This is a genomic window from Jutongia huaianensis (assembly GCF_014384985.1).
Classification (GTDB): Bacteria; Bacillota; Clostridia; order Lachnospirales; family Lachnospiraceae; genus Jutongia; species Jutongia huaianensis.
The window spans coordinates 1-23,252 of record NZ_JACRSX010000022.1 but is presented as its reverse complement, the minus strand read 5'-3'; the positions used below and the strand labels follow the sequence as shown (position 1 = coordinate 23,252).

The following is a 23,252-nucleotide window of genomic DNA, read 5'->3' as shown; positions in this document are numbered from 1 at the left end:
AGACAAAAATATACTTGTATACAAAATGCGTGTATACAAGTATGGAAAATAAAATGAAATATGAACAAAATGTTTACAATATAAACATAGTTTGGACACAAATGATCCGTATAATCTACTACAGAAAGTGAAAACTTTCTACTCCCACCCTATTATACGCTGGATAACGAGAGTTATCCACAAAAGAGCCCTTCGGGGCTCTTTTTGATTTATAGGGATAAATGATTCTATTATTTATTAAGGGATTCTATTATTAAGGAAGATAATCAGATAAATCGGGTTCTGGTGCTTGCGGACAAGGACAAAATATTCTATATTATATGGTAATGGAATGTATTGTCAAAGGAGTGGCACACAGGGATATTGTGTGAGAAAGAGGAAGTATGAGCTGGAAATATCTATTATTTGATCTGGATGGTACATTAACGGATTCCAGTGAAGGAATATTAAAGTGCGTGATTTATGCATTAGAGGCTGCCGGTATAGAAGTCCCGGACAGGGAAAAATTATTGCAGTTTGTGGGCCCGCCACTGATTGAGGGGTTTCAGGACATTATCGGGATGGATCATGCCGCAGCGGTTCAGGCTACTGTGAAATACCGGGAAAGATATGGTGTCATTGGCTTATTTGAAAATAAACCATATGATGGAATTGCTTTGGCGTTATCGCGTTTGAAAAGCCAGGGAAAGGTAATCGCACTGGCAACCTCAAAGCCGGAGTCGTATGCTGTGCGGATCCTGCAGCATTTTAATCTGATGAAATATTTTGATGTGGCTGTGGGAGCCAGTATGGATGAATCCAGAAATAATAAAACGGCAGTAATAAAAGAAGCGTTACGTCGCCTGGGGATATCAGAGGATGACAAAGAACAGGTTCTTATGATCGGCGACCGCCGTCACGATATCCGGGGGGCAAAGGACTGTGGCATTGCGTCACTGGGTGTTTATTATGGGTTTGCAGAGATTGGAGAGCTGGAAAAGGCAGGGGCAGATTATATTGCCTGGAGCGTCGATGACATGGTGACGATTGCCGGAGCGGCAGAGAGTCAGGCAGAATCTAAGGATTCCGACGGGGAATCTCTTTCAGAAATGAAATATCAGCGGGTAGACCTGGAACAGGCGGTGGAACATCTGAAAAAGCTGATACGGCAGCAGGAGCAGGCGCAGAGCGGGGCAGAGCAGCTAAAGATCCATCAGGAGTATTACCGGCTGAGTGATCTGGTATCAACGATGTATGCACTGGCAATGTTCCGTCATTCTATTGATACTACGGATCAGTATTATGATCAGGAAATGTCCTATTATGATGAGCAGCTTCCTGATTTTGAATTATGGGATATGAAATATCACGAGGCTCTATATCATTCGCCATATCGTGGAGAACTGGAAAAGGTGATCGGAAAGGTTGCATTCAAAAATATAGAGCTTCAAATGAAATCGACATCACCGGAGCTGGTGGAATTGCAGCAGGAAGAAAACAAGCTGGTGAATGAGTATGAGAAACTTCTGGCATCAGCGGAGTTTCTCTGGAATGGCGATACGATCAGTATGGCAGAACTCGGAAAATATCAGACGGATCCGGATCAGGCGATCCGGCAAAAGGCATGGACTTTGCTGCAGGATTTTCTCCAGACAAATGGGGAGACGTTAGACCGGATTTATGATGAGCTGGTTCACAACAGAACAGAGCAGGCGAGGAAGGCCGGATATGAAAATTTTGTGGAGCTGGGGTATTACCGGATGCAGAGAAATTGTTATGATCATTCTCAGATGGAACAGTTTCGTAAATGGATCAAGGAGTACTGGGTTCCGCTGGCATCAGAGGTGCAGGATCGGAGACGACGGAGGCTGGGGCTGGAAACGCTTCATATATATGATAACGGTCTGTATTATAAGGAAGGAAATCCGGCACCGGAGGGAACTCCACAGCAGATTTTACAAAACGGCCTGAAAATGTACCGGGAGCTTTCTGCAGAAACAGCAGAATTTATGGAGCAGATGGTTCGCAGGGAGATGTTTGATGTGCTGAGTCATCCCGGAAAGAAACAGGGCGGTTATATGGAGTTTCTGCCATTACCGAGAATGCCACTGATCTTTGCTAATTTTAACGGGACAAGCGGTGATGTGGATGTGATCACCCATGAATGCGGCCACGCTTTTCAGGGATATCTGGCAGGAAAGGATGATATCCGGGAGCATTGGGATATTACGATGGAGACGGCAGAGACACATTCCATGTCTATGGAGTTTTTCACAAATCCATGGATGGAACTGTTTTTTGGAGAGGCCGCTCCGGAGTTTCGTCAGATGCAGCTGGAGGATGCCATCTGTTTTATTCCTTATGGGTGTATGGTGGATGAATTTCAGCAGATTATTTATGAATATCCGGAGCTGACACCGGATCAGCGCCATGAGGTATGGCGCCGACTCGAAAAGCAGTATCGGCCACATCTGAACATGGAAGGAATGCCGTTTTTTGAAAAAGGCGGTTTCTGGCAGAGACAGCATCATATATATTCTACGCCGTTTTATTATATTGATTACTGTCTGGCTCAGATCTGTGCGTTGCAGTATAAGCTTATGATGGAGCAGGATTATGAGAGAGCCTGGAAAAGCTATCTTAAGCTTTGTCGGATGTCGGCAAGTGGATTTTTTACAGATATGATACGGGATGTGGGATTGTTGAATCCATTAGAGGAAGAATGTATTCAGCAGCTGATACAGCAGCTGAGTGGAGCATAGATAAAAGGAAGGCAGAGGTATTATTACGATGAGTAAGAACAAGAAAAAAGCAAAACTCCAGAAAAAACAGAGCAGATTATCCAACAAGAAAATCGGAATCATGGTGGCTGTCGCAGCCGTTGTAGTGATTGCTGCAGGAGCAATGGTTTACTGGCAGAAGAATCGTGCCGTAGATGAAAAGCTGGATTATGATCCGGCAAAATATGTTAAGATCGGAGAGTATAAGGGAGTACAGGTATCGCTGGAGGTGACGGATGAGGATATTCAGGATGAGATCGACAATGTACGGGAGGATAACGCATCTTACGAGCAGTTGACAGGGACCACACAAACCGGTCAGACCATCCGGGCATCTTTTGAGGGGTATGTGGACGGTAAGAAAATGGATGATACATGTGGAGAGGATTATGTAGAGCTTGGTTCCGGAGACTGGCTGGATGGCTTTGAGGAGAATCTCACAGGAGTCAATACGGGGGATTCCGTAGTCTTTACCGTACCGGTACCGGAGGGAACTTATGGTGATCCGGCACTGGATGGAAAGAACGTAGAGTTCCATGCAACGGTTTTGTATATCTGTGGAGAAGAGATTCTTCCGGAGTATTCGGATGATTTCGTAAAAAAGGTGTCCAAAAATAAATACAAAACAACGGCAGAGTATAATGAATATCTAAAGAAAAAGCTGCACAAGGAAAATGAAGACCAGAAGGCGGAATATGCATGGTCAGATGTATTGGAAACCTGTGAAGCGGATCAATATCCGAAATCTCTGCTGGAGGATTGCAAGCAGGAGGTACTTCAGGGATATTATGACATGGCAGCAGTCTATAATTGCAGCAAAGAAGAAATCTTCCCGGCATTTGGCTATGACAGCGAGGAGACTTTTGTAAATTCGGATCTGGAGCCGCTGGCAGAGGATACGGCAAAGGAGTATCTTGCGGCTCAGGCAATTGCCCAAAAGGAAAACATAAGCTATACCAGGGAAGAATTGCAGGAATATATCAAAGAGCAATATGAGGATATGACGGATGAGTATGATTCGCCGGAGGCATTTGAGAAAGACAGAAAGGGATATCTGGAGCGACAGATGCTTCTGGAACAGGTGAAAAACTGGATTGCAGATCATGCGAAATATTCCGGCTGATCGTCGCGGAATAGATGGAAAGGAAGGCTGTGAAATGGAGCGGTTAAAAATTCTGGTAGTGGATGATGAACAGAGAATGAGAAAGCTTGTGAGAGACTTTCTGGTAAAGAAAAATTTTGATGTGATGGAAGCGGGAGACGGAGAGGAAGCCGTAGATATCTTTTATGAAAATAAAGATATTGCGTTGATCATTTTGGATGTGATGATGCCTAAAATGGACGGATGGCAGGTTTGCCGTGAGATCAGAAAATATTCTCAGGTACCGATTATTATGCTGACAGCTAAAAGTGATGAGAAGGATGAGCTACAGGGCTTCGAGCTTGGGGTGGATGAGTACATTTCAAAACCGTTTAGTCCCAAGATACTGGTAGCCCGTGTGGAGGCGATTTTACGGAGAACCAACGCATTAGAAGAAGGTGTGAAGGAGGTCGGAGGAATTTCCCTGAATCAGGCAGCACATGAAGTAAAAATAGACGGTAAAAATATCGAACTGAGTTACAAGGAGTTTGAGCTTTTGACATACTTTATAAACAATCAGGGCGTGGCATTATCCAGGGAACGTATTTTAAATAATGTCTGGAATTATGATTATTTTGGAGATGCAAGAACCATTGATACCCATGTCAAAAAGCTGAGAAGCAAGCTTGGGGACAAAGGAGAATATATTAAAACGATCTGGGGTATGGGTTACAAATTTGAGGTGTAAAAGATCATGAACAAGAAAAAGGCATCTTTTCTGAAAATGCAGTCAATTAAAACAAAATTAATCGTGGTATTATGCAGTATACTGGCGTTGACAATTCTGGGATGCTGGCTGGCCAATCAGCTATTTTTACCAATGTACTATCAGCATAGTAAAATAAGCACATTGTCAGATTCATTTCGAAAGATTGATAATATTGTAAAAAATGACAATGCTTTTCAGAAGGGAGCAGGGCAAAACGGTCTTTCTGAGAAGAGCATTAATACACTGGATTCCCTGACAGAAAACGGTTCTATGAACACATATCTGTTCCGGATCAGTGATTATTTTGGGATTTTACAGTACACGTTTTGCTATCCATCGGCAGACAGTCTCAGCAATATCCAAAAGGAAAATGTACGTGATAAGACAATGGATTATGTGGTGGGGCTGGTAAATGGTTATGTGGAGAGAGACGGAAGAGAGCTTATCAAGGGAAACACAAGTTATCAGGTATTTAAATCCTATGACGAGAGGATCGGATCATATTATCTGGAGTTGTTTGGCCGTATTGATTCCGGTGATTTTGTTTATATGAGCACGAACTATCAGAGCATGAAAGAAAGCGTGGCAGTTTCTAACCGTTTTCTGGCATATATCGGTGTGATCGCGGTGCTGATCTCAGGGATCCTGCTTTTTATGATCGGCAACAATTTTACAAAGCCGATCGTATACCTCACAGACATTGCAACGAGGATGTCCCAGCTTGATTTTGAGGCAAAATATCCGGTTAATACAGAGGACGAGATCGGAAAGCTGGGCAACAGTATCAATCTTCTTTCGGAACGGCTGGAGGAGACGATTTCCGAGCTGAAATCTGCCAATAATGAGCTGCAGAAGGATATTGAAAACAAAATACAGATTGATGAGATGCGAAAGGATTTCCTGTCGAATGTTTCTCATGAGCTCAAGACACCGATCGCCCTGATACAGGGATACGCAGAGGGACTTCATGATAATATTAATGATGACAGTGAGAGCAGGGAATTTTACTGTGATGTTATCATAGACGAAGCGAATAAAATGAATAAAATGGTGAAAAAGCTTCTCACCTTAAACCAGATCGAGTTCGGAAAGAATCAGATCACATTTGAACGGTTTGACATTGTACAGGTAGTACGGTCGGTTATCCAGTCTGCGACTCTTCTGGCAGAACAGAAGGGGGCTGAAATCTACATGGAAGAGACAGAGCCGGTCTATGTCTGGGCGGATGAGTATATGGTAGAAGAAATAGTAACCAACTATATCAGTAATGCAATCAATCATGTGGATGGGGAAAAAAGAATCCGTGTGACGCTGGAAATGAGAGAAAACGTAGTCCGCGTGAGAGTATTTAATACGGGAAATCAGATTCCGGAGGATGAGCTGGACAAAATATGGATCAAGTTTTATAAAGTGGACAAGGCAAGAACGAGAGCTTATGGCGGAAGTGGTATCGGTCTGTCTATTGTCAAGGCAATCGTAGATTCCATGAACCAGCAGTGCGGAGTCAGAAATTGTCAGAATGGTGTAGAATTCTGGTTTGATCTTGACCGGAAAAGTTAATGGTTCGTTCCTCTCACAACGATGGAAGTCATTGCGTAAAGTGGGAAAATATGATACCATATAATACGGTGACAGGTATTTTTTTGTGTGCCTGTGTATATGAAATGTAGTATTTTGAGAAAGGCATGATTATTGATATGAAAAAGAGATTGATCGTAACAGCAGCAGTGATGGCACTTGCGCTGACAGGCTGCGGTTCCGGACCGAATCTGGATGATGTCAGCCGGAGCATGGAAGCAGAGTATATGGCGGGTACATTGTTGAAGTACGATAAAAACAACGATGATATGCTGGATTATGACAGGAGTGTTTTAAGGGCAACGCCGACGCCGGAGCCCACAAGGACGCCGGTACCTTTCGGTTCGCCGGCAGCATCGGCAGCATCACAGAATTCATCGGATCCGGGAGCAGCTTCTGATACTCCGGCTGTCAATTATGTGGCGGCGGAGCAGGTTTATGCCATGAATCAGGTTGATATTAAGCAGATGTCCAATGAGATCAAGAGTACATATGGTTCGGCAGATGCAGCGATCAGTGCACATAAAGGAAAGGAGCTTTTGATTGTTCATTTCCGCATTAAAAATAAATCATCGGTCAGCCAAAAGGTCAATCTGATGAAGAAAGAGCTGCAGTATACGCTGACAGCAGATGGAGAGACGGTAGGCAGTCCATTGATGACGATCCTGAGAAATGATCTTCAGTATTTTAAAGAAAAAATGGCACCGGGCAGAAGCTCAGAGGCAGTGCTTGTTTTTGAAACAGACAAGAAACAAACGCTTCAAAATATGTCCATTCAGGTGACAAACGGAAAAATGACAGGTGAAATAGCGATACATTAAGAGAGTGGAAAGGCAGGGTGATACTATGGAGACAGGGATATTATTAGAGAGTGGAACAAATGAACTGGAGATTCTGGAGTTTCGGGTTGGCAGCAATTATTATGGAATCAATGTGGCAAAGATCCGGGAGATTCTGCCATATCAGGTGCCGACACCGATCCCAAATGCAGATGCAAGGATAGAGGGAATCTTTATGCCGAGAGATGAGATCATTTCTATTGTAGATTTATCGAGAGTAATGAATCTGCCGGCAGCACAGTCCACGGCAGGAGATATGTACATTGTAACCAATTTTAATAATCTCAATACAGCATTTCATGTACAGGGAGTAGAGGGAATCCACCGGGTATCCTGGGGAGACATTATCGAACCGGATTCTACGATCAATGCTTCCGGTATGGGAATGGCTACCGGAATTGTGCGGATCGAAGGTCGGCTGATCATTATTCTGGATTTTGAGAAAATTGTTGCAGAAATCAATCCGGAGACCGGACTGAAGATCTCTGATGTAGAGCATATGACAGGCAGATCAAGAGTGGATTCTCCGATTTTGATCGCAGAGGATTCTCCATTGCTGGGCAAGATGCTTTTAGATTGCTTAAAGAGAGCAGGTTTTGCTAATATTGACCTTACGAACAACGGGAAGGAATGCTGGGATAAGCTTTCAGCATATCAGGAGCAGGGCGTGCTGGATCAGAAGGTGGCCTGTGTGATCACAGATATTGAGATGCCACAGATGGACGGCCATCATCTGACAAAACTGATCAAAAGTGATGAGCAGATGATGCATATTCCGGTAATCATCTTCTCCTCTCTGATCAATGACGAAATGAGGAAAAAGGGAGAGAGCCTTGGAGCCGATATGCAGTTATCTAAGCCGGAGATTGGACAGTTAGTGGGAGCGATTGATCAGGTCCTGCAGATTGAAAATGCAGATGGAACATCTGTCTGACATCATAGAACAGATAGTTAAGGAGATAGAAGCTTGAGTGAAGAGGATTTAAAGGATGTGGCAGGGGATGCTGCAGAACAGGATATAAGTGAATATGAAAATCTGGAAAATTTCGTAGATCTGGAGGATCTTAGCAGTCTGATGGATGATGATGACTTTACTGATTTAGAAGATCTGGGAGACATTTCTGATCTTGATCTGGATGGGGATGGTATTTTGGAGGATGAAGCTGCACAAGCACAGGCTGAGGCATCTTTGACAGAGGATGATGCTTCGGATAGTGCGCAGGCGGTATCTCTGGATGAGCCGGAGCAGGAAATGGATTACTCGGATATGGCATCTTTGGATGATCTGCCGGATCCGAGTGAGATCGAGGATCTGGGATTGTTTTCTGATTCCGGGGAGCAGCCGGATATTCCAACGCCGGAAATACCTGAGGCTACTTCCGGGGGGCAGCCGGATATTCCAACGCCGGAAATACCTGTGGCTACTTCCGGAGAGGCATCGCTGGATGATATGGTTGGGGATTTTCTGGATGATCTGGATGCTTCAGGAGGAGCAGCCGGGCAGGAAGTACAGCCGGAGGAGCCGGTGTTTGATTCTTTGGGAGCAGAAGAAAATGAATTATCAGATGTTACTGATACCTCAGATATGCAAAAGGATTCTGAAACAGAAACGGATGGAGCTGTGGCACCGGCTGGAAAAGCAGAACCGGATGAAGTGCCGGAGCCTGTTTTGGAAGAAGAGCCGGAAGAGGAAGCCTTTGGACTTGATGACATTCTTGCATTGGAGCCGGAGGAGGAAAATGGTCAGACGGATGATATGCAGGCATTACTGGAGGGGCTGTCTGAGGATGATATGCCGGAGCTTCCTCCGGAAGGCAGCCAGGAAGATATAGAGAAAAAGCCGGGATTACTGAAACGTCTTTTTGGAAATATCGTGACAGACGAGATTGCAGAGGCAGAGCTTGCCCAAAAGGAAAAGGATAAAGAGGACGAAGCGGCAAGGCAGGAGGCAGCGGAGGCTGCCAAAGAAGAGAAAAAGGCTGCCAAAGTAGCAAAGGCAGAAGAAAAGGCTGAAGCCAAAAAAGCAAAGGCAGAGGAAAAAGAACTCAAGAAGGCTGCCAAAGCCGAAGAAAAGGCACAGAAAAAGGCAGAAAAGGAAGCCAGAAAAGCAGAAGAAGCTGCTCAGGAGGAGCTGGAGGTAACAGGAAAGCTCAACAAGGTCGGAGTGTCCATTGTAGTGATTCTGGCGGCGATGTTTTTGGCAACAGAAATTTCCGGCACTGAAATATTTAGTTACAAATCCACGATGAAGCAGGCAGTCAGCTTCTTTGATGATGGCAGATATACTGACGCATACCGGGAGATTCTGGGAACTGATCTGAAAAAGAAGGATCAGGAGACATACGACAAAATCATTACGGTAATGAAGGTACAGCGATCCCTGAATTCCTATGAGAATTATGACAATATGAAGTATTATCCGGATGCGTTAAATGCTTTGCTGGTTGGTTTGAAGAAATATGATGAAAATATTGAAACGGCCAGAAATCTGGAGGTTGAAAAGGATGTTGACAGCTGTAAGGAAAAAATACTGACGCTTTTAGACGAGGAGTATGGTTTGTCGGAGGCACAGGCGAGAGAGCTTCTTTCTTTAAAAAAGGACGCTTATACAGACCAGGTTGTAAAGCTTGGAATACAAAAAAAGAATTCATAATAGAGCAGAAAATAACAGGGCATTGAGAAAAGAAAACATCTCAATGCCCTGTATTATTTTCTGGTGTGGGAAGTTTGAGTACTGTAAATATATGGAAGTGACGGCATCTGCGGACTAATTATTTGCGGCACCTTCATAGACAGCTTCGTTGGTAAGCTCTATGCCAAGCTTTTTGAAGGTGTTAATATCAATCGCAGATAAAATTGCGGATACATGAAGCTGACAGCCGGATAATTTCGGAAGCTGTTCCAGAGCCAGCTTGGCGTTAGGATCGGATACGGCACACATGGAAAGTGCGATCAGTACCTCATCCGTGTGAAGCCGTGGATTTTTGCTTCCAAGATAACCGGTTTTTAAATGCTGGATCGGTTCGATAAAGGTACGGGAGATCAGATGTACCTTTTTATCAATATGCCCCAATACCTTGATGGCATTTAACAGAACGGCAGATGCCGGTCCCAGAAGGTCGGAGGTAGACCCGGTAACAATAGTTCCGTCAGGCAGCTCTAAGGCTGCTGCGGCAGAGCCGTTTTCAGCAGCCAGATCATTTGCAATGGAAACAACGCAGCGGTCATTTACAGTGATCTTTGCCTGTTTCATGATCAGCTCCTGCTTATAGATCTCGTCCCTGGAGGCTTCATCCTTAACAAAACGGTTCAGGGACTGGTAATATCTGCGGATGATTTCCTGACGGGAAGCTTCCTGACAGACTTCATCATCAATAATGCAGTTTCCGGCCATATTAACGCCCATATCGGTTGGTGATTTATACGGGCAGTGTCCATAAATCACCTCGAACATTGCGGCAAGTACCGGGTAGATTTCGATGTCACGGTTATAATTGACGGTAGTTTCGCCGTAGGCCTCCAGATGGAAAGGATCGATCATGTTCACATCATTCAGGTCTGCCGTGGCAGCCTCATATGCCAGATTCACCGGATGCTTCAGAGGAATATTCCAGATTGGAAAGGTTTCAAACTTGGCATAACCGGCCTTGATGCCGTTTTTATTTTCATGGTAAAGCTGGGACAGACAGGTTGCCATTTTGCCGCTTCCCGGTCCCGGAGCTGTAACGATCACAAGGGGACGGCTGGTCTGGATATAATCATTTTTGCCATATCCCTCATCACTGACAATCCGCTCCACGTTGTTGGGATATCCTTCGATCGTATAATGATGATAGACGTGAATGCCAATATCCTCCAGCTTCTTTTGGAAGAGGTCTGCTGACGGCTGACCTGCGTAACGGGTGATGACGACGCTGCTGACATAAAGTCCCTTTTTCTGATAGACGTCGATCAGACGGATCACATCCTGATCATAGGTGATGCCCAGATCATGACGGATTTTATTGCGTTCAATATCTGCAGCATTGATGGATATGATCATTTCTGCCTGATCGGCAAGCTGTAACAGCATCTGCAGTTTACTGTCCGGTGCAAAGCCGGGAAGAACACGGGAAGCATGATAATCATCAAAAAGCTTTCCGCCAAATTCCAGATAGAGTTTATCGCCAAACTGGGAAATACGTTCCCGGATATGTGCTGACTGCATAGACAGGTATTTATCGTTATCAAAGCCAATACGTTTCATGAAACTCTCCTTTGTAAATCAATCGAATATTGTCGAATATAATAATCTAATGTACCACATATGAGGATAACATACCCGGAAGAAAAAATACAGTGAAAATATAAGAAATTATAATGTTTTCTCAAAATGGAATGCGGCTTTTCTTTCCCGAAAAGAAATGATATAGTTTTATATATCAGGGGGTGACAAAAATGACACAGACACAGCAGGATAGGATCATAAACAGTCTGATTGACAGACAGATCACGATTTCTACAATGGAGAGCTGTACGTCAGGAATGATCGCATCTATGATCACTGATACATCAGGGGCATCGGCTGTTTTTCCGGGAGGCTTTGTGACATATCTGAATGAAACAAAGGTTTGCGCCGGTGTTGATGAAAAAATTATCAAAGAGTATGGTGTCTATTCCGGAGAATGTGCGAAAGCTATGGCGGAAACCGTTAGAGAAAAGTTAAATACGGATATTGGCATTGGCATTACCGGAACGACAGGAAATCTTGATCCCAATAATGCGGACAGTGTGCAGGGGCAGGCATTTTTCAGCATTGTGTGGAAGGAAAGCGTATTTGTTGATGAAATTCATGTCGATGTGACCGGGAAGAGCCGTCACGGGATCAAACAGCTTTATGCAGACCGTGTATTTGAGAAGCTGGCAGAAATTATTAATGTAAAGCAGGGATAAAGCGATGGAGATTCAGATCATAAAAACCAGAAGAAAAACGGTCAGTCTGGAAGTGAAAAGAGACGGCAGCGTGATCGTGCGGGTACCTCTCCGGATGCCTCAGAGGGAGATACAGGAGTTTATTGAAAGTCACAGAAGCTGGATCGAGCATAAGTGCAGATTAATGGAAAAACGACGTGCACAGTCCGTTTCTACAGGGGCACCGCCGGTTGATGAGATTAGCGGAAAGGAATGGGAAAAGATCCGGGAAGCCTTTGCAGGCCGGGTAGATTATTATTGCAAAAAGATGGATGTACAGGTGGGCAGGATTACCATAAGAAATCAGAAAACCCGCTGGGGAAGCTGCAGTGCAAAGGGGAATGTAAATTTTAACTATCAATTATATTATATGCCTTCGGAGCTGATGGACTATGTGATCGTCCACGAGTTAGCTCACAGGCGGCATATGGATCATTCTGCATTATTCTGGGAAGAGGTAGCGCGGTACTGTCCGGAATATGCGGTTTACCGGAATCAGTTAAAAAAGTACGAAACCGTTTAAAATACCGGAAGTTTCATATACAGCATAAAAAGTTAACGGGGAGGAGGGGAATATCAATGGATTGTTTTTCGTGGCGAATATTTAACGGAAATGATGAAGGGACTGGGCTTTATAGATTTTGCCTATGAAAAAGATGCGGTTAATGAAAAGATAGAGAAGCTTTTTCATCAGCTGTTAGGGGCGGCGAAGGATCCGTTATATGGGGATGAATACTGTTCGGTACTGATATATGAATGAAAATTATGCTTCGGATATTACGTTGGAGGAGCTGGCGGAGATCGGAGAAGCGGTGGGCTATGATAATCCAACATATTTTGGCATGGTGTTTAAAAAGTATGAAGGGATTACACCGACGGACTGCAGAAAAAGGCATGGTACAAGCCTGACATGGTAGTATGGATGCAGTGGATGTGGTTGGATATCACTATAAAACAGCCGACGATCGTAACGGTGGAATGAAATGGCTGGCAGAAGAAGTCGATAAAGAGGTGTGGAATAGTGAGGAGCAGGCAATCTTTTCCAACTCTGCATTCCGTCCGTCCACAAACGACAAGAGACCAACTGTGGAGGGGACCGGAATCGGTGGCTCCGGCAGTGCCTTGGAAATGGGAAATACTGTGATCAAGAGCCTTGTGGAGTCTCGTCGTGGACATGTAATTTATCAGCCGGCAATCGGTTCTTTCTATGAAGGAGCACAGTATTCGTTTAAAGAGCTTTTAAGTGCCAGAGATCCATGGTCCGGCTGGATACATTATGATGCGGGCTTGCTTATTCTTGCACATATCAGTAAATTTGCGGTTACCGGCTGGGAGAATGAGACGAATACAGCAGGTATCTGGAGAGGCGTACCTTTTGCAAGCAAGGCATCAGCAGTTCAGGGAACCAGCAGCAACGCCGTGGACGGAAAGGGTGGATTTACCGGAGGGATGGAGGATTATAAAGATACTTTGGGATTAGGCGGAGCCTGGAGTAAAGGAGATCCGGTCACGTTGATCGGAGATTACCGCTGGACGAATTATGCAGTATCCATTGATGCGTTTTTTGAGAATCAGAGAGAAAACCAGTATGCACAGGTGGGTATCAGACAGGAAGAACACAAAATCTTAGCAACAGTGCAGGGTATTCCTTCAAGGTAAATGAGGATGGAACCTGGGTACTGCAGCGTGCAAAATTAGGAAAGACATCTTCCAAAGGAACAGAGCTTGTGACAGGATCGGTAGACGGAGCGTTAGTAACACCGGGCACCTGGTTCAATTTAAAACTTCGGGGAGAGGGAAATGTTATTAAAGCATATATACCAGATTTGATAATCTGGAAGTGACAAAGATCAAGGGGTATGCACCATATTATAATGAGTATCTTGATAATATGGAGACATATGATCTGACAGATTCAGAGCATACAGTAACAATTGAACTGGCAAGTGGAAGTATTGCGGTTGATGCAGTGGCTGTACTGGGAGCTGCCTATGAGGGAGAAGAAAACCGTTGCCCTGAAGAAGACGGAGAACAAGAAGATCAAGGCAGCAGTCTCACCAAAGTGACGATCGGTAAAAATGTTACATCTATTGGCAAAGAAGCATTTGCAAAAGATAAAGCTTTGAAGAAGCTTGTGATCAAATCTTCCGGATTGAAAAAGGTTGGCAAAAATGCCATCAAGGGAATTTCCGGAAAGGCAAAGATCTCCTGCGGAAAGAAGAATGTGACAGCATACAAAAAGCTGTTTACTGCCAAAACAGGATACATAAAGTCAATGAAAATTACAAAATAAATTCGTAAGGAATTCTTAAAAAACACATGGAATGTTCCATGATATAATAACGCTATACTAAATATATGGAATCATTATTCTATATAAAGGGGAGGGTAAATATGCGTTATATATTGCGGAACATTCGTCTTTTTATGACAAATCAGCGGGGGATATATCTTTTATCCATTGCTGCTGTGATGTCGTCTGTTTTTTTACTTCATTTTTCCTATTCATTATATCAGTCCTTTATGAAGGAAAAGGATGCCCAGAGTGTGGAGGCGGATTGGCTGGACGTAGAGCTTCAGGATCTGTATACACAGAAGGGTGATCCTAATGATAGTGATTACCGGATCATTCCACGGAAGGGGACAAAATATGTCACTATCAAAGATCTGAAACGACTGCTGAAAAAATTGTCCGAGGAATTTCAAAAGGAGGTACTGGATGTTGGAACAGAGGTGGTTGTGGATAATGTTCCGTATATATGTTGGTTTGGTGTGGAGAACGGAGAGATCGTGATGTCGAAGCAGTATCGTGACAATATCACAGCGCATTCTTTGCCGGAAGGAAGATTTTTTACAGAGGAGGAATACAAAGAGGGACTGCCGGTTGCTCTGGATGAGGCAATTATGTCTAAGAGTCAGAAAACACCATATATCGACAGCATCCGGTCAAAGGATCGTAAATACCTGACTATTGCGGGAAAAAAGTACCGGATCATAGGAAAACATTTTACTTATGATCAGCCCATTGTCCCGATCACATCCCTGCCGGAAGACTATCCTCTGCATGAATTTATAAATTTTGATTTCACGAAGTCCGTCAACAGTCTGCAGTACACGGAGTTAAAGGATGTGGTAGAGGAGACACTGGGGGATCATGCATCCCTTCCGGATATGGATCTGCCGGATATGGATAAGATTTATCTCTACAATACGATGATCATTATTGCGGTTCTGATCGCAGTGGTTTCGGCGTTAAATTTTGTGATCCTGTATCAGTATTTTCTGGAAAAAAGGCAGGAGGAGATCCGGGCAATGAGGATCTGCGGGATGAAGCGGAGACGTGCCGTGGTGATGTTTCTGGCGGAATGTGTCTGCCTGACACTGCCGGTTTATGTGCTGTCGGTATTTCTGTATGACCGGTTTGCCCTGCGGATGATGAGTTCTTTTTACACTTATGTGGATGATCATTACAGCCTGAAACTATATCTGGAGCTTTTTGCGATTTATTACATATCCTCGCTGATCATTCTGCTGGTTTCTATCTGGAGACGGCTGCAGGGAGAAGGAAGGATGCGGATTGGAGGTGGAAGAGTATGAAATGGAGATATGCCTGGAGAGAATTATGGCATCATCCGTTAATGATGCTTTTGATCTTTGTGCAAAACGTGGTGGTTTTTGCGGTAACGGTGAGTATGATATCTACAATTGTTTCCCGCTATAATACCTACCGGGAGATATCAGATCTGGTGTCCGGAAATGGTGCTGTTTATACATTGGAGAGTTACCAGGATTATTACAAGAACAAGGAGGGAGAATGGCATTACAGCTGTGCATACACAAGAGAAGAAGTTGAAAGCGGCCTGACGGATGCAAAGGTGCAGGGGTGCTATAACTGGGGTGTGGGCATTGACGGGGATGTGCAGGATTGTAGTCTGACCGCATATGATGAGGCACTGTGGAAGTGTCATCGGCCGGCAATCGCAGCAGGAAGATGGTTTTCTGACCGGGATAAACAGACGGAGGAGCTGGAGGTTGTGATCGCACAAAAAGGAGGAAAGGATGGCAGGTATCAGGTGGGAGATACCCTGAGTGCCGAAAAGGAATTGAGAGATTGGGTCAATGAAGGTGATGATACCAAGATATCTTTTAAGGTTATTGGCATTATTGAAAACGGAGCTTCTATTCTGGGCTCCAAATTGGAGGGGAAAAAAAGTAAGGAGGACTACCGGACATTGTTCTGGGATTATTATGATTATTATAATGACGGCTTATATCTTTTCGGGATACAGTCCGATCTGCTGCGGTGTAAGCATCAGCATGCCGGTGCATGGACGGAGAAGATGTTAGGGGAATGTTTCTTTTCCTGGGAAACCGAGGATCCGAAGGTGATCAGCAGCAATCAGGAAAAGGTAATGAAAAACGCTACGGCTACAGATACCAAAGACTATGAATTGATCCGAAGGGAGAGTAAAAAGTATATCTGGGAACAGGTCCGGATGATCCTGCCGATCCTGATCACATTATGTATCATGACGGTTTTATCTACGGTCTGTAATATGGCGATCATGGTTCAGAAAAGTTTGCGGAATTATGCGGTGTATTACATTAACGGATTGTCGTGGAAAAAGTGTAGGTCAATCCATATATTCAGCATGATACTTCTGGAAGGAGGAAGCTTTCTTCTGGTGACGGCGGGATTGTTTTTGCTGAAGTTTGGCGGTGCGTTAAAGTATACGGTGATTTCACCGGGTCTTTGGCAGATGGCGGGGTGTCTGCTGTTATGTCTGTTGTTTACTCTGTTTGGGATCGGTGTGGTACGTCGGGAGACCCATGGAGTGAGTGCAAAGGAAATATTAACGAGAGGGGGAGAATGATGATCGAAATAAAAAATCTGAATAAAGCCTATAATCTCGGAGAGGAGAACGGCTGTGAGGTGTTAAAGGGAATCAATCTGACGATTCATGACGGGGAGATGACTGCTATCATGGGAGCAAGCGGCGCAGGCAAAAGCACTCTGTTACATATTTTGTCCTGCATTGACCGGTACGACAATGGAGAGTATCTGCTGGACGGAGAACTGATCGGGAGAATGGGGGATGCCCGGATGGCAGAGATACGAAATGAAAAAATGGGAATTGTTATGCAGGATTTTGCTCTGATCGAGGATTTTACTGCATTGGAAAATGTTATGATGCCATTGGATTTCTCGGCAAAGAAACGCAGAAAAAAGGAAAAAAGAAATATGGCACTGGAGGCATTGGAGGCGGTTTCCATGAAAGAGTATGCCGGAAAACCGGTGTGCAAGCTGTCCGGTGGCCAGAAACAAAGGGTAGCGATTGCAAGAGGTCTGGTGAATCGCCCGGAGATTCTATTTGCGGATGAACCAACGGGAGCACTGGATTCTGTGACAAGTGGGGAGATCATGAAGCTGCTTAGGACCTTAAATGAAAAGGGAACCACGATGGTGATCGTGACCCATGACAGACTGGTGGCGGAAAGCTGTGATCGGATCATCAAAATAGTAGATGGAAGGGTGCAGGATATTGCGTGAGACATTAGTAGAATTAAAATTGGCGAGTAAATATTATAAAACAGATACCCATGTTGTAGAGGCACTGCGGCGTATCAGCCTGAAGTTTGAGCGGGGAGAATTTGTGGCAGTGACCGGGGAAAGTGGAAGCGGCAAATCCACACTGCTGCGTGCGATCTGTGGTCTGATTCCTCTGGATGACGGTGATCTGTTTTTGCATGGAGAGTCGTGTTTTTCCTGCTCTCCGGAGGAATGGAATGAGATACGCCGCCGGGAGATCGGTATGATATGGCAGGATTATAAACTGATCGAGCATTATACGGTGATGGACAATGTGATCATGGCGCTTCGAATTGCCGGAATGGAAGAGAATGCACAGGAAAAAGCAGTAAATGCATTACGCCGGGCCGGTCTGAAGGACTATGAAAATCATAAGGCAGGACAGTTATCCAGCGGACAGAAGCAGAGGCTGGCGATTGCGAGAGCGGTTGCCGTATCGGCACCGATCATTCTGGCGGATGAACCCACCGGCAATCTGGATCACCAGAGCAGTCTGGAAATTCTCCGGCTGCTTCGTGATGTGGCAAAGGACAGTCTGGTGATCATGGTGACCCATGACTTTGCGGAGGCGCAGGAGTTTGTTTCCAGAAAGGTTACGCTCCGGAATGGGCAGGTGATGGATGATGTCAGGCTGCAGGAAACAAATGGATCAGATGCGCAGAACGGGGACAAAAAGCAGTGTCTTAAAACGATGGATCCCGGTAAAAGCGGGTTACAAAGGAAAGCAGACCGGAAAGATATTTTGTATTTTGCATGGAAAAATATCCGGGGTCATAAGGTGAAAACAGGGCTGATCCTTCTGCTGATGATGCTGGTTGCCGTGATCTCTTATGGTTCGATTGGAGAAATCCAGATGTTTCGGGATGACCGGATCGCCAGAGTGACGGATGACTCGATCTTTGGAGAGCAGGACAGGACGAGACTTCTGGTGAAACGCTCCGATGGTTCTGCAATGGGAAAGACGGATCTGGAGGAAATACTAAAGCAGCCCGAAGTGGTGGCGGCAGATCTGTACGGAGCGGTCAATGAAATAGAGTATACGATAAGTTCCAGAGATCAGAAGGGATATATGAAATCCGTTTATGTACTAAAAAAACAGGATATTAAAGAAGGAACCATGGCAGAGAAAACGGGGGAGATTGTTGTGTCCCGAGGCGTAGGCATCCCAAAAGGAGGTACGGTCAACATTTCTTTTCAATGCAGGAATTACTGGGGCAGGGATGAAACCCTGAAATACACCTTCCGGGTGGCGGGAATCAGCAATGGCCGGACACCGCAGGTTTATTTTTCGGATGATTTCTGTGAGATGCTGTACCTTCCGCTGGCATCGGAGGACGTTATTATGAATTATGGCCGGAAGGATGGAAAATATCTGGGCAGCCTCCGGGTGATCCCGTTTATCAGCGATGTGGCATCCGGAGCCGGAGTGGCGCTGGATGATTCCTTTCAGGTACCGGCATCAATATTGTATCAATTTGACAAAAAACTCAGGAAGGTTTTTGCCGGGACAGAGCAGCTGGAGATGGGAGAAAAGAAGATATCAGTACAATATACAAAAAAGACTCACAGCAGTACTTCATTTTTTCTGGGGGTCAGTGAACCGATATTTCGTGAGTGCTATGGCGATTACGGAAAGGAACAGTCGGGGGAGATTTCTGTCTATATCAAAAGCTATAACAGTACGGACCGTGTGATCCGAAGTCTTCGTGCAAAAGGGTATGACGGGGTCAGTACATACCGTGTCAGCAAGACGGAGTATGATCCGGACCGGCTGCAGCAGAGAATGAATATTTTTGAGATCATGGGAGCGATTCTGGGTGTGATGTTTCTGGTACAGATCCTGGTGCATATGATCTTTTACCGGATCCGGCGCCCAGAGGAGTTTCTGATGCAGACTTTGGGGATAACGGTGGACCGTTTGCTTTGGATCGAGGCAGCAGAGCTTATTCTGGAGCTTATACCGGTACTTGTCCTGGGAGGCATCGTGGTGTGGCTTCTGCATTATAATGAGGAGGCGCGGGTGATGTTAGATTATTATACGGTCACAGGAGCCGTGTGCGTGCTTTTGTATAATGTTGTCTGTGTGTGTGCGTCATGGCTTTTACATTGCAGATTTTATAAAAAGTGGTTAAAGCGTCAGATCATGTAAGGAGGGATGGCTATGATACGGGTAGAAAATCTGGAGAAATATTATGATCGTCATAAGAAAAACGAAAAACATGTATTACAGGAGATCAATCTGGAACTGCCGTCCCATGGTCTTATTGCCGTGGTGGGGGAGAGTGGCTGCGGAAAGACGACTCTTTTAAGGTGCATCAGCGGTCTGGACTGTTTTGACGATGGCCGGATGGTATATGAAGGAAAACATGTGATCATGCCCCGGAAGAATTCTATGGAAGAATACCGGAACCGGAATATCGCATTTGTCTTTCGAAATGAATATATGAGGGAAGAACTGACGGTTCTGGAAAATGTCCGGATGGCATTGGTTCCGTATGAGCTTTCCGGGGAGGAAGAACAGGAGCGGATCCGGCTGACTCTGGAGGCTGTGGGGATGGAGAAGTACAAAAACCGCCGTCTGGAATATCTTTCGGGAGGGCAGATGCAGCGGGTCGCTGTGGCAAGAGCCTTTGTAACATGCCCAAGGATTATTTTTGCAGATGAACCCACCGGAAATCTGGATGAGGAGAATACCATCCGGATCATGCAGCTGTTGCGGGCCTTTTCCGAAAAAGCACTGGTGGTTCTGGTGTCCCATGAACAGAATATGGTGAAGGGATTTGCAGACAGGATCATTCATCTGGAGGAGGGGCGGATCGTGTCTGACCGGGAAAACAATGCGGCGGAACAGATCCGCCGTATGGAATGGAAGGATATTTATCTGGGGGAATATCGCCGGACGCAGCAGAAACTGGAGCATTTGCAGGTTCAGTTTTATGAGCAGGAAGAGGAAATGCAGGAGGAGACAGAACAGGAAAATACTGCACAGGAAAACACCATTCAGATCATTCACCGTAATCACAAGTTTTTTGTCAAAGGAACCGGCGAGGAAGAGATCATTCTGTTAAAGGACAGTGACTGCAAGGTGGTCGATGGTCTACGGCCGGAGTATATGGATACTCTGGAGGGGCAGGAGCTGGGACTGGAGAGTATTTCACAGGCTTTCCGACAGCATTACCGGCTGCCGGAGCTCTTAAAGGTTTCTGCCGGACTTTCGGAGGGACATGGCCGATGGCTTTTTATGCGGCTGACACTTTTATTATTTACGGTGGTCACATTTCTGATATTTACGGACTACCGCTCCAGAGATTCTCTGAATAAGCTTGCTCTGCAGACAACAGACAGTCATTTGGTGACCTTTGATTTTTCACAGGGTGGTTTTACACGGTCGGGGATTGAACTTTTTTACGATCAATATCTGACTGCAGGGGGCTACAGCGATATCATGCCGGCACTGAATGATACCATGAATGTGCAGTATGACGGTTATCTGCAATTATCCGGTCATCTGTGCAAGGTACAGGATTTTTCCATGATTTCCGTTAAGGAGATCTCGACGGTGGATATACAATATGGAAGGATGCCAAAGAACCGCAATGAGATCGTGGTGGACCGGTGGCTTTTAAAACGTGCAAGACAGGATAATAATATTCTGCGGGAATTATTTCTGGATGACAAACAGTTTCTGGGGCAGAAGGTGTCCTTCGTTACGGGAAATCCCGTAACGATCGTTGGGATCGGCAGCCGGGATGAGCCGTCCGTTTATGGCAGTGATACCCTGCGGCTAAGTATGGCATATGAGCTTCCTTCTTTGATAACAGCCGAAGAAATCAGCGCGTTGTATCCAAAGAAATATAAAGATCTGTATCTGAATGATAATGAGGTGCTCGTTTCGGAAAGAATCCTAGCACAGGCGGAGGGCGCCAGTGATAAAGAAAAGAAGGAAACGATTTTAAAGACCCTGAAGGATCTTACGGGTTGGGAATGTTACATTGCAGGAACTTTTTCCGAGGAGGGCTATGATTACATTATTCCGGAGGGATTTTGTTATGACATTTCCAGGGAAAAAGCGATTCAGGATCACAAATGTTATGCCTATGCGGAATCGCCGCAGAAAATGATCGCCCAGATTCGGAAGGATATGGAACGGGGAAAAGATAAGTTTCCGGTTGTGATGCAGCAGACGACACAGGAACAGTTTCAGAAAGCACTGGAAGAAAAGCATTCCATGCTCCGGATGGATTATGAATATCTGATTGCTTTTGTTGCAGTTGTGTTTGTTGTGATTCTTGTGTTGATCTGGTTTCAGATTCTGTCCCAGAGAAAAGAGATGATCGTCAGTCAGTTCGTGGGGATCAGACGAAGTGTGCTGTGGAGAATGAAAATGCTGTATGCCCTCCGGAATACAAGCTTTGTATGTCTGCCGGTTGTGATGATATGCTGGATCGTAGTGCAGATTATGTCTTCGATTCCGTCATTCAATTATTTTGTGGACATGACCTGGTGGATTGCGTTGATTTTCGGCGGTGTATTGACCGGACTTGTCACAGTGGCATATGGTGCCGTCTGGAAATGTAATCTGCCGGGATTCCCACTCAGATATACGGAATAATGCAAAACATCAAAAAAAGAAAAGAATTGACAGGACAAATGGATGCATTAAATGCTTCACTGGGTGTCTATCTATCACCGGATGATTAAAAAGGGTACTTGAAAGTACAAGTACCCTGATGTATAATCTACTTAGAAAGGTTATCGGATGTGTTATCCGATTGCCCTCAGTATTAAAATGTTTATAAGAATAGCATCCTAAACTTTGCGAGGGTTGGGGATGCTATTTCTTTTTTATTGTTAGGGCATATGCCCTGTTTTGCGAGCAAATTTCTTAACAGAGAAATGAGCGAAGCTGGTGTTAGAATATAAATAGTACAAGTCAAAGTGAGAGCTTTTCATTCCGTCGATTAGTGATACAATAAAAGTATCGTACTGAAGGAGGAATTTATCATGGCAAAACATTTTGACAAACAGTTTAAACTGGATGCCGTCCAGTACTATCATGATCACCGTGAACTGGGATTGGTCGGCTGTGCATCAAATCTAGGCATCAGCCAGCAGTCTCTGTCCAGATGGCAGAAGGAGCTGCGGGAATCCGGTAATCTGAAATGCCGTGGATCCGGCAATTATTCTTCGGATGAGGCAAAAGAGATCGCCCGTCTGAAGAGAGAATTGCGTGATGCCAAGGACGCGCTTGATGTGCTAAAAAAAGCCATAAACATTCTGGGCGAATAACGGAAGCTGTTTATCTCGAAGTTATCGTTAAAGCAGAAAACGCTAAAAAAGCAGGACGCCGGGTTTCTGTTTCCGGAATGTTAAAATATTTAGGCGTTTCACGGTCAGGGTATGCCACATGGAAACGGCATATGCCATCCGATACTGCCAAACGCAGGAAACTGCTCAAGGAAAAGATCAAAAAGATTTATGACAATTCTCATCAGAATTATGGTGCCCCTAAGATCACAAGGGAATTGCGTAAAACAGGGGAAAACGTTTCTGAAAGAACTGTCGGCAAATACATGAAACAAATGGGCATCAAAGCCCAATGGATCCGTCCATGGACAGTAACAACCAAGGATTCCGATTTCAGTAATGAATTGCAAAATATCCTTGATGAGCAGTTTAATCCTGA

21 protein-coding genes are annotated in these 23,252 nt (G+C 44.8%); 20 read left to right on the top strand and 1 reads right to left on the bottom strand.

Annotated elements, in window-relative coordinates; translation table 11 throughout:
• Positions 1 to 383 precede the first annotated feature (383 nt).
• From H8704_RS12625 to H8704_RS12595, 7 genes are all read left to right on the top strand, one after another.
• A complete protein-coding gene (locus H8704_RS12625; protein WP_330606003.1) occupies positions 384 to 2,741 on the top strand; it encodes a M3 family oligoendopeptidase in 2,358 nt (785 codons plus the stop codon).
• 28 nt (positions 2,742 to 2,769) lie between these two features.
• A complete protein-coding gene (locus tag H8704_RS12620) occupies positions 2,770 to 3,882 on the top strand; it encodes an FKBP-type peptidyl-prolyl cis-trans isomerase (protein ID WP_249298490.1) in 1,113 nt (370 codons plus the stop codon).
• A 34-nt stretch (positions 3,883 to 3,916) separates the two neighbouring features.
• Positions 3,917 to 4,588 (top strand): response regulator transcription factor, encoded by a 672-nt coding sequence (locus H8704_RS12615; protein ID WP_022465533.1) that lies wholly within the window; start codon positions 3,917 to 3,919, stop codon positions 4,586 to 4,588.
• Positions 4,589 to 4,624: 36 nt separating this feature from the next.
• On the top strand, positions 4,625 to 6,169 hold the full coding sequence (locus tag H8704_RS12610) for a sensor histidine kinase (protein ID WP_118689555.1): 1,545 nt from the start codon (positions 4,625 to 4,627) through the stop codon (positions 6,167 to 6,169).
• Between the two features lie 137 nt (positions 6,170 to 6,306).
• Entirely contained in the window at positions 6,307 to 7,008 is a 702-nt protein-coding gene (locus H8704_RS12605) for a DUF4352 domain-containing protein (RefSeq protein ID WP_249298489.1), read from the top strand.
• Between the two features lie 25 nt (positions 7,009 to 7,033).
• Positions 7,034 to 7,960 carry a chemotaxis protein gene (locus H8704_RS12600; RefSeq protein ID WP_118678342.1) on the top strand — a complete coding sequence of 309 codons (927 nt, stop codon included), beginning with the start codon at positions 7,034 to 7,036 and terminating at the stop codon, positions 7,958 to 7,960.
• Positions 7,961 to 7,993: 33 nt separating this feature from the next.
• Positions 7,994 to 9,679 carry a hypothetical protein gene (locus H8704_RS12595; protein ID WP_249298488.1) on the top strand — a complete coding sequence of 562 codons (1,686 nt, stop codon included), beginning with the start codon at positions 7,994 to 7,996 and terminating at the stop codon, positions 9,677 to 9,679.
• A gap of 114 nt (positions 9,680 to 9,793) precedes the next feature.
• On the opposite strand, the gene H8704_RS12590 is transcribed toward H8704_RS12595, so the two are convergent.
• Positions 9,794 to 11,272 (bottom strand): DUF1846 domain-containing protein, encoded by a 1,479-nt coding sequence (locus tag H8704_RS12590; RefSeq protein WP_249298487.1) that lies wholly within the window; start codon positions 11,270 to 11,272, stop codon positions 9,794 to 9,796.
• Positions 11,273 to 11,463: 191 nt separating this feature from the next.
• Between H8704_RS12590 and H8704_RS12585 the strand changes: the two genes are divergently transcribed.
• The 13 genes from H8704_RS12585 to H8704_RS12525 all read left to right on the top strand — a co-directional run.
• On the top strand, positions 11,464 to 11,958 hold the full coding sequence (locus H8704_RS12585) for a CinA family protein (protein ID WP_249298486.1): 495 nt from the start codon (positions 11,464 to 11,466) through the stop codon (positions 11,956 to 11,958).
• Positions 11,959 to 11,962: 4 nt separating this feature from the next.
• Complete coding sequence (locus tag H8704_RS12580; RefSeq protein WP_249298485.1) at positions 11,963 to 12,499, top strand: M48 family metallopeptidase; 537 nt, start codon at positions 11,963 to 11,965, stop codon at positions 12,497 to 12,499.
• Between the two features lie 90 nt (positions 12,500 to 12,589).
• Positions 12,590 to 12,736 (top strand): hypothetical protein, encoded by a 147-nt coding sequence (locus tag H8704_RS12575; protein WP_249298484.1) that lies wholly within the window; start codon positions 12,590 to 12,592, stop codon positions 12,734 to 12,736.
• Complete coding sequence (locus tag H8704_RS12570; protein WP_249298483.1) at positions 12,729 to 12,893, top strand: AraC family transcriptional regulator; 165 nt, start codon at positions 12,729 to 12,731, stop codon at positions 12,891 to 12,893. Before H8704_RS12575 ends, H8704_RS12570 begins: the two co-directional genes overlap by 8 nt.
• A 1-nt stretch (position 12,894) precedes the next feature.
• Positions 12,895 to 13,635, top strand: coding sequence for a glycoside hydrolase family 30 protein (locus H8704_RS12565; protein ID WP_249298482.1), 741 nt, complete (start codon positions 12,895 to 12,897; stop codon positions 13,633 to 13,635).
• A 181-nt stretch (positions 13,636 to 13,816) separates the two neighbouring features.
• Positions 13,817 to 14,269 (top strand): leucine-rich repeat protein, encoded by a 453-nt coding sequence (locus H8704_RS12560; protein WP_249298481.1) that lies wholly within the window; start codon positions 13,817 to 13,819, stop codon positions 14,267 to 14,269.
• 101 nt (positions 14,270 to 14,370) lie between these two features.
• A complete protein-coding gene (locus H8704_RS12555; protein WP_182439755.1) occupies positions 14,371 to 15,573 on the top strand; it encodes an FtsX-like permease family protein in 1,203 nt (400 codons plus the stop codon).
• Complete coding sequence (locus H8704_RS12550) at positions 15,570 to 16,850, top strand: ABC transporter permease (protein WP_249298480.1); 1,281 nt, start codon at positions 15,570 to 15,572, stop codon at positions 16,848 to 16,850. Before H8704_RS12555 ends, H8704_RS12550 begins: the two co-directional genes overlap by 4 nt.
• Positions 16,847 to 17,527 (top strand): ABC transporter ATP-binding protein, encoded by a 681-nt coding sequence (locus H8704_RS12545; RefSeq protein WP_330605999.1) that lies wholly within the window; start codon positions 16,847 to 16,849, stop codon positions 17,525 to 17,527. Before H8704_RS12550 ends, H8704_RS12545 begins: the two co-directional genes overlap by 4 nt.
• Positions 17,520 to 19,715 (top strand): ABC transporter ATP-binding protein, encoded by a 2,196-nt coding sequence (locus tag H8704_RS12540; protein WP_249298479.1) that lies wholly within the window; start codon positions 17,520 to 17,522, stop codon positions 19,713 to 19,715. Before H8704_RS12545 ends, H8704_RS12540 begins: the two co-directional genes overlap by 8 nt.
• 12 nt (positions 19,716 to 19,727) lie before the next feature.
• Positions 19,728 to 22,178 carry an ABC transporter ATP-binding protein gene (locus H8704_RS12535; RefSeq protein ID WP_249298478.1) on the top strand — a complete coding sequence of 817 codons (2,451 nt, stop codon included), beginning with the start codon at positions 19,728 to 19,730 and terminating at the stop codon, positions 22,176 to 22,178.
• A gap of 392 nt (positions 22,179 to 22,570) precedes the next feature.
• Positions 22,571 to 22,855 (top strand): transposase, encoded by a 285-nt coding sequence (locus H8704_RS12530; RefSeq protein WP_249298477.1) that lies wholly within the window; start codon positions 22,571 to 22,573, stop codon positions 22,853 to 22,855.
• A gap of 77 nt (positions 22,856 to 22,932) precedes the next feature.
• Positions 22,933 to 23,252: IS3 family transposase (locus tag H8704_RS12525; protein WP_249298476.1), on the top strand; the 320-nt coding region annotated here is incomplete at its 3' end.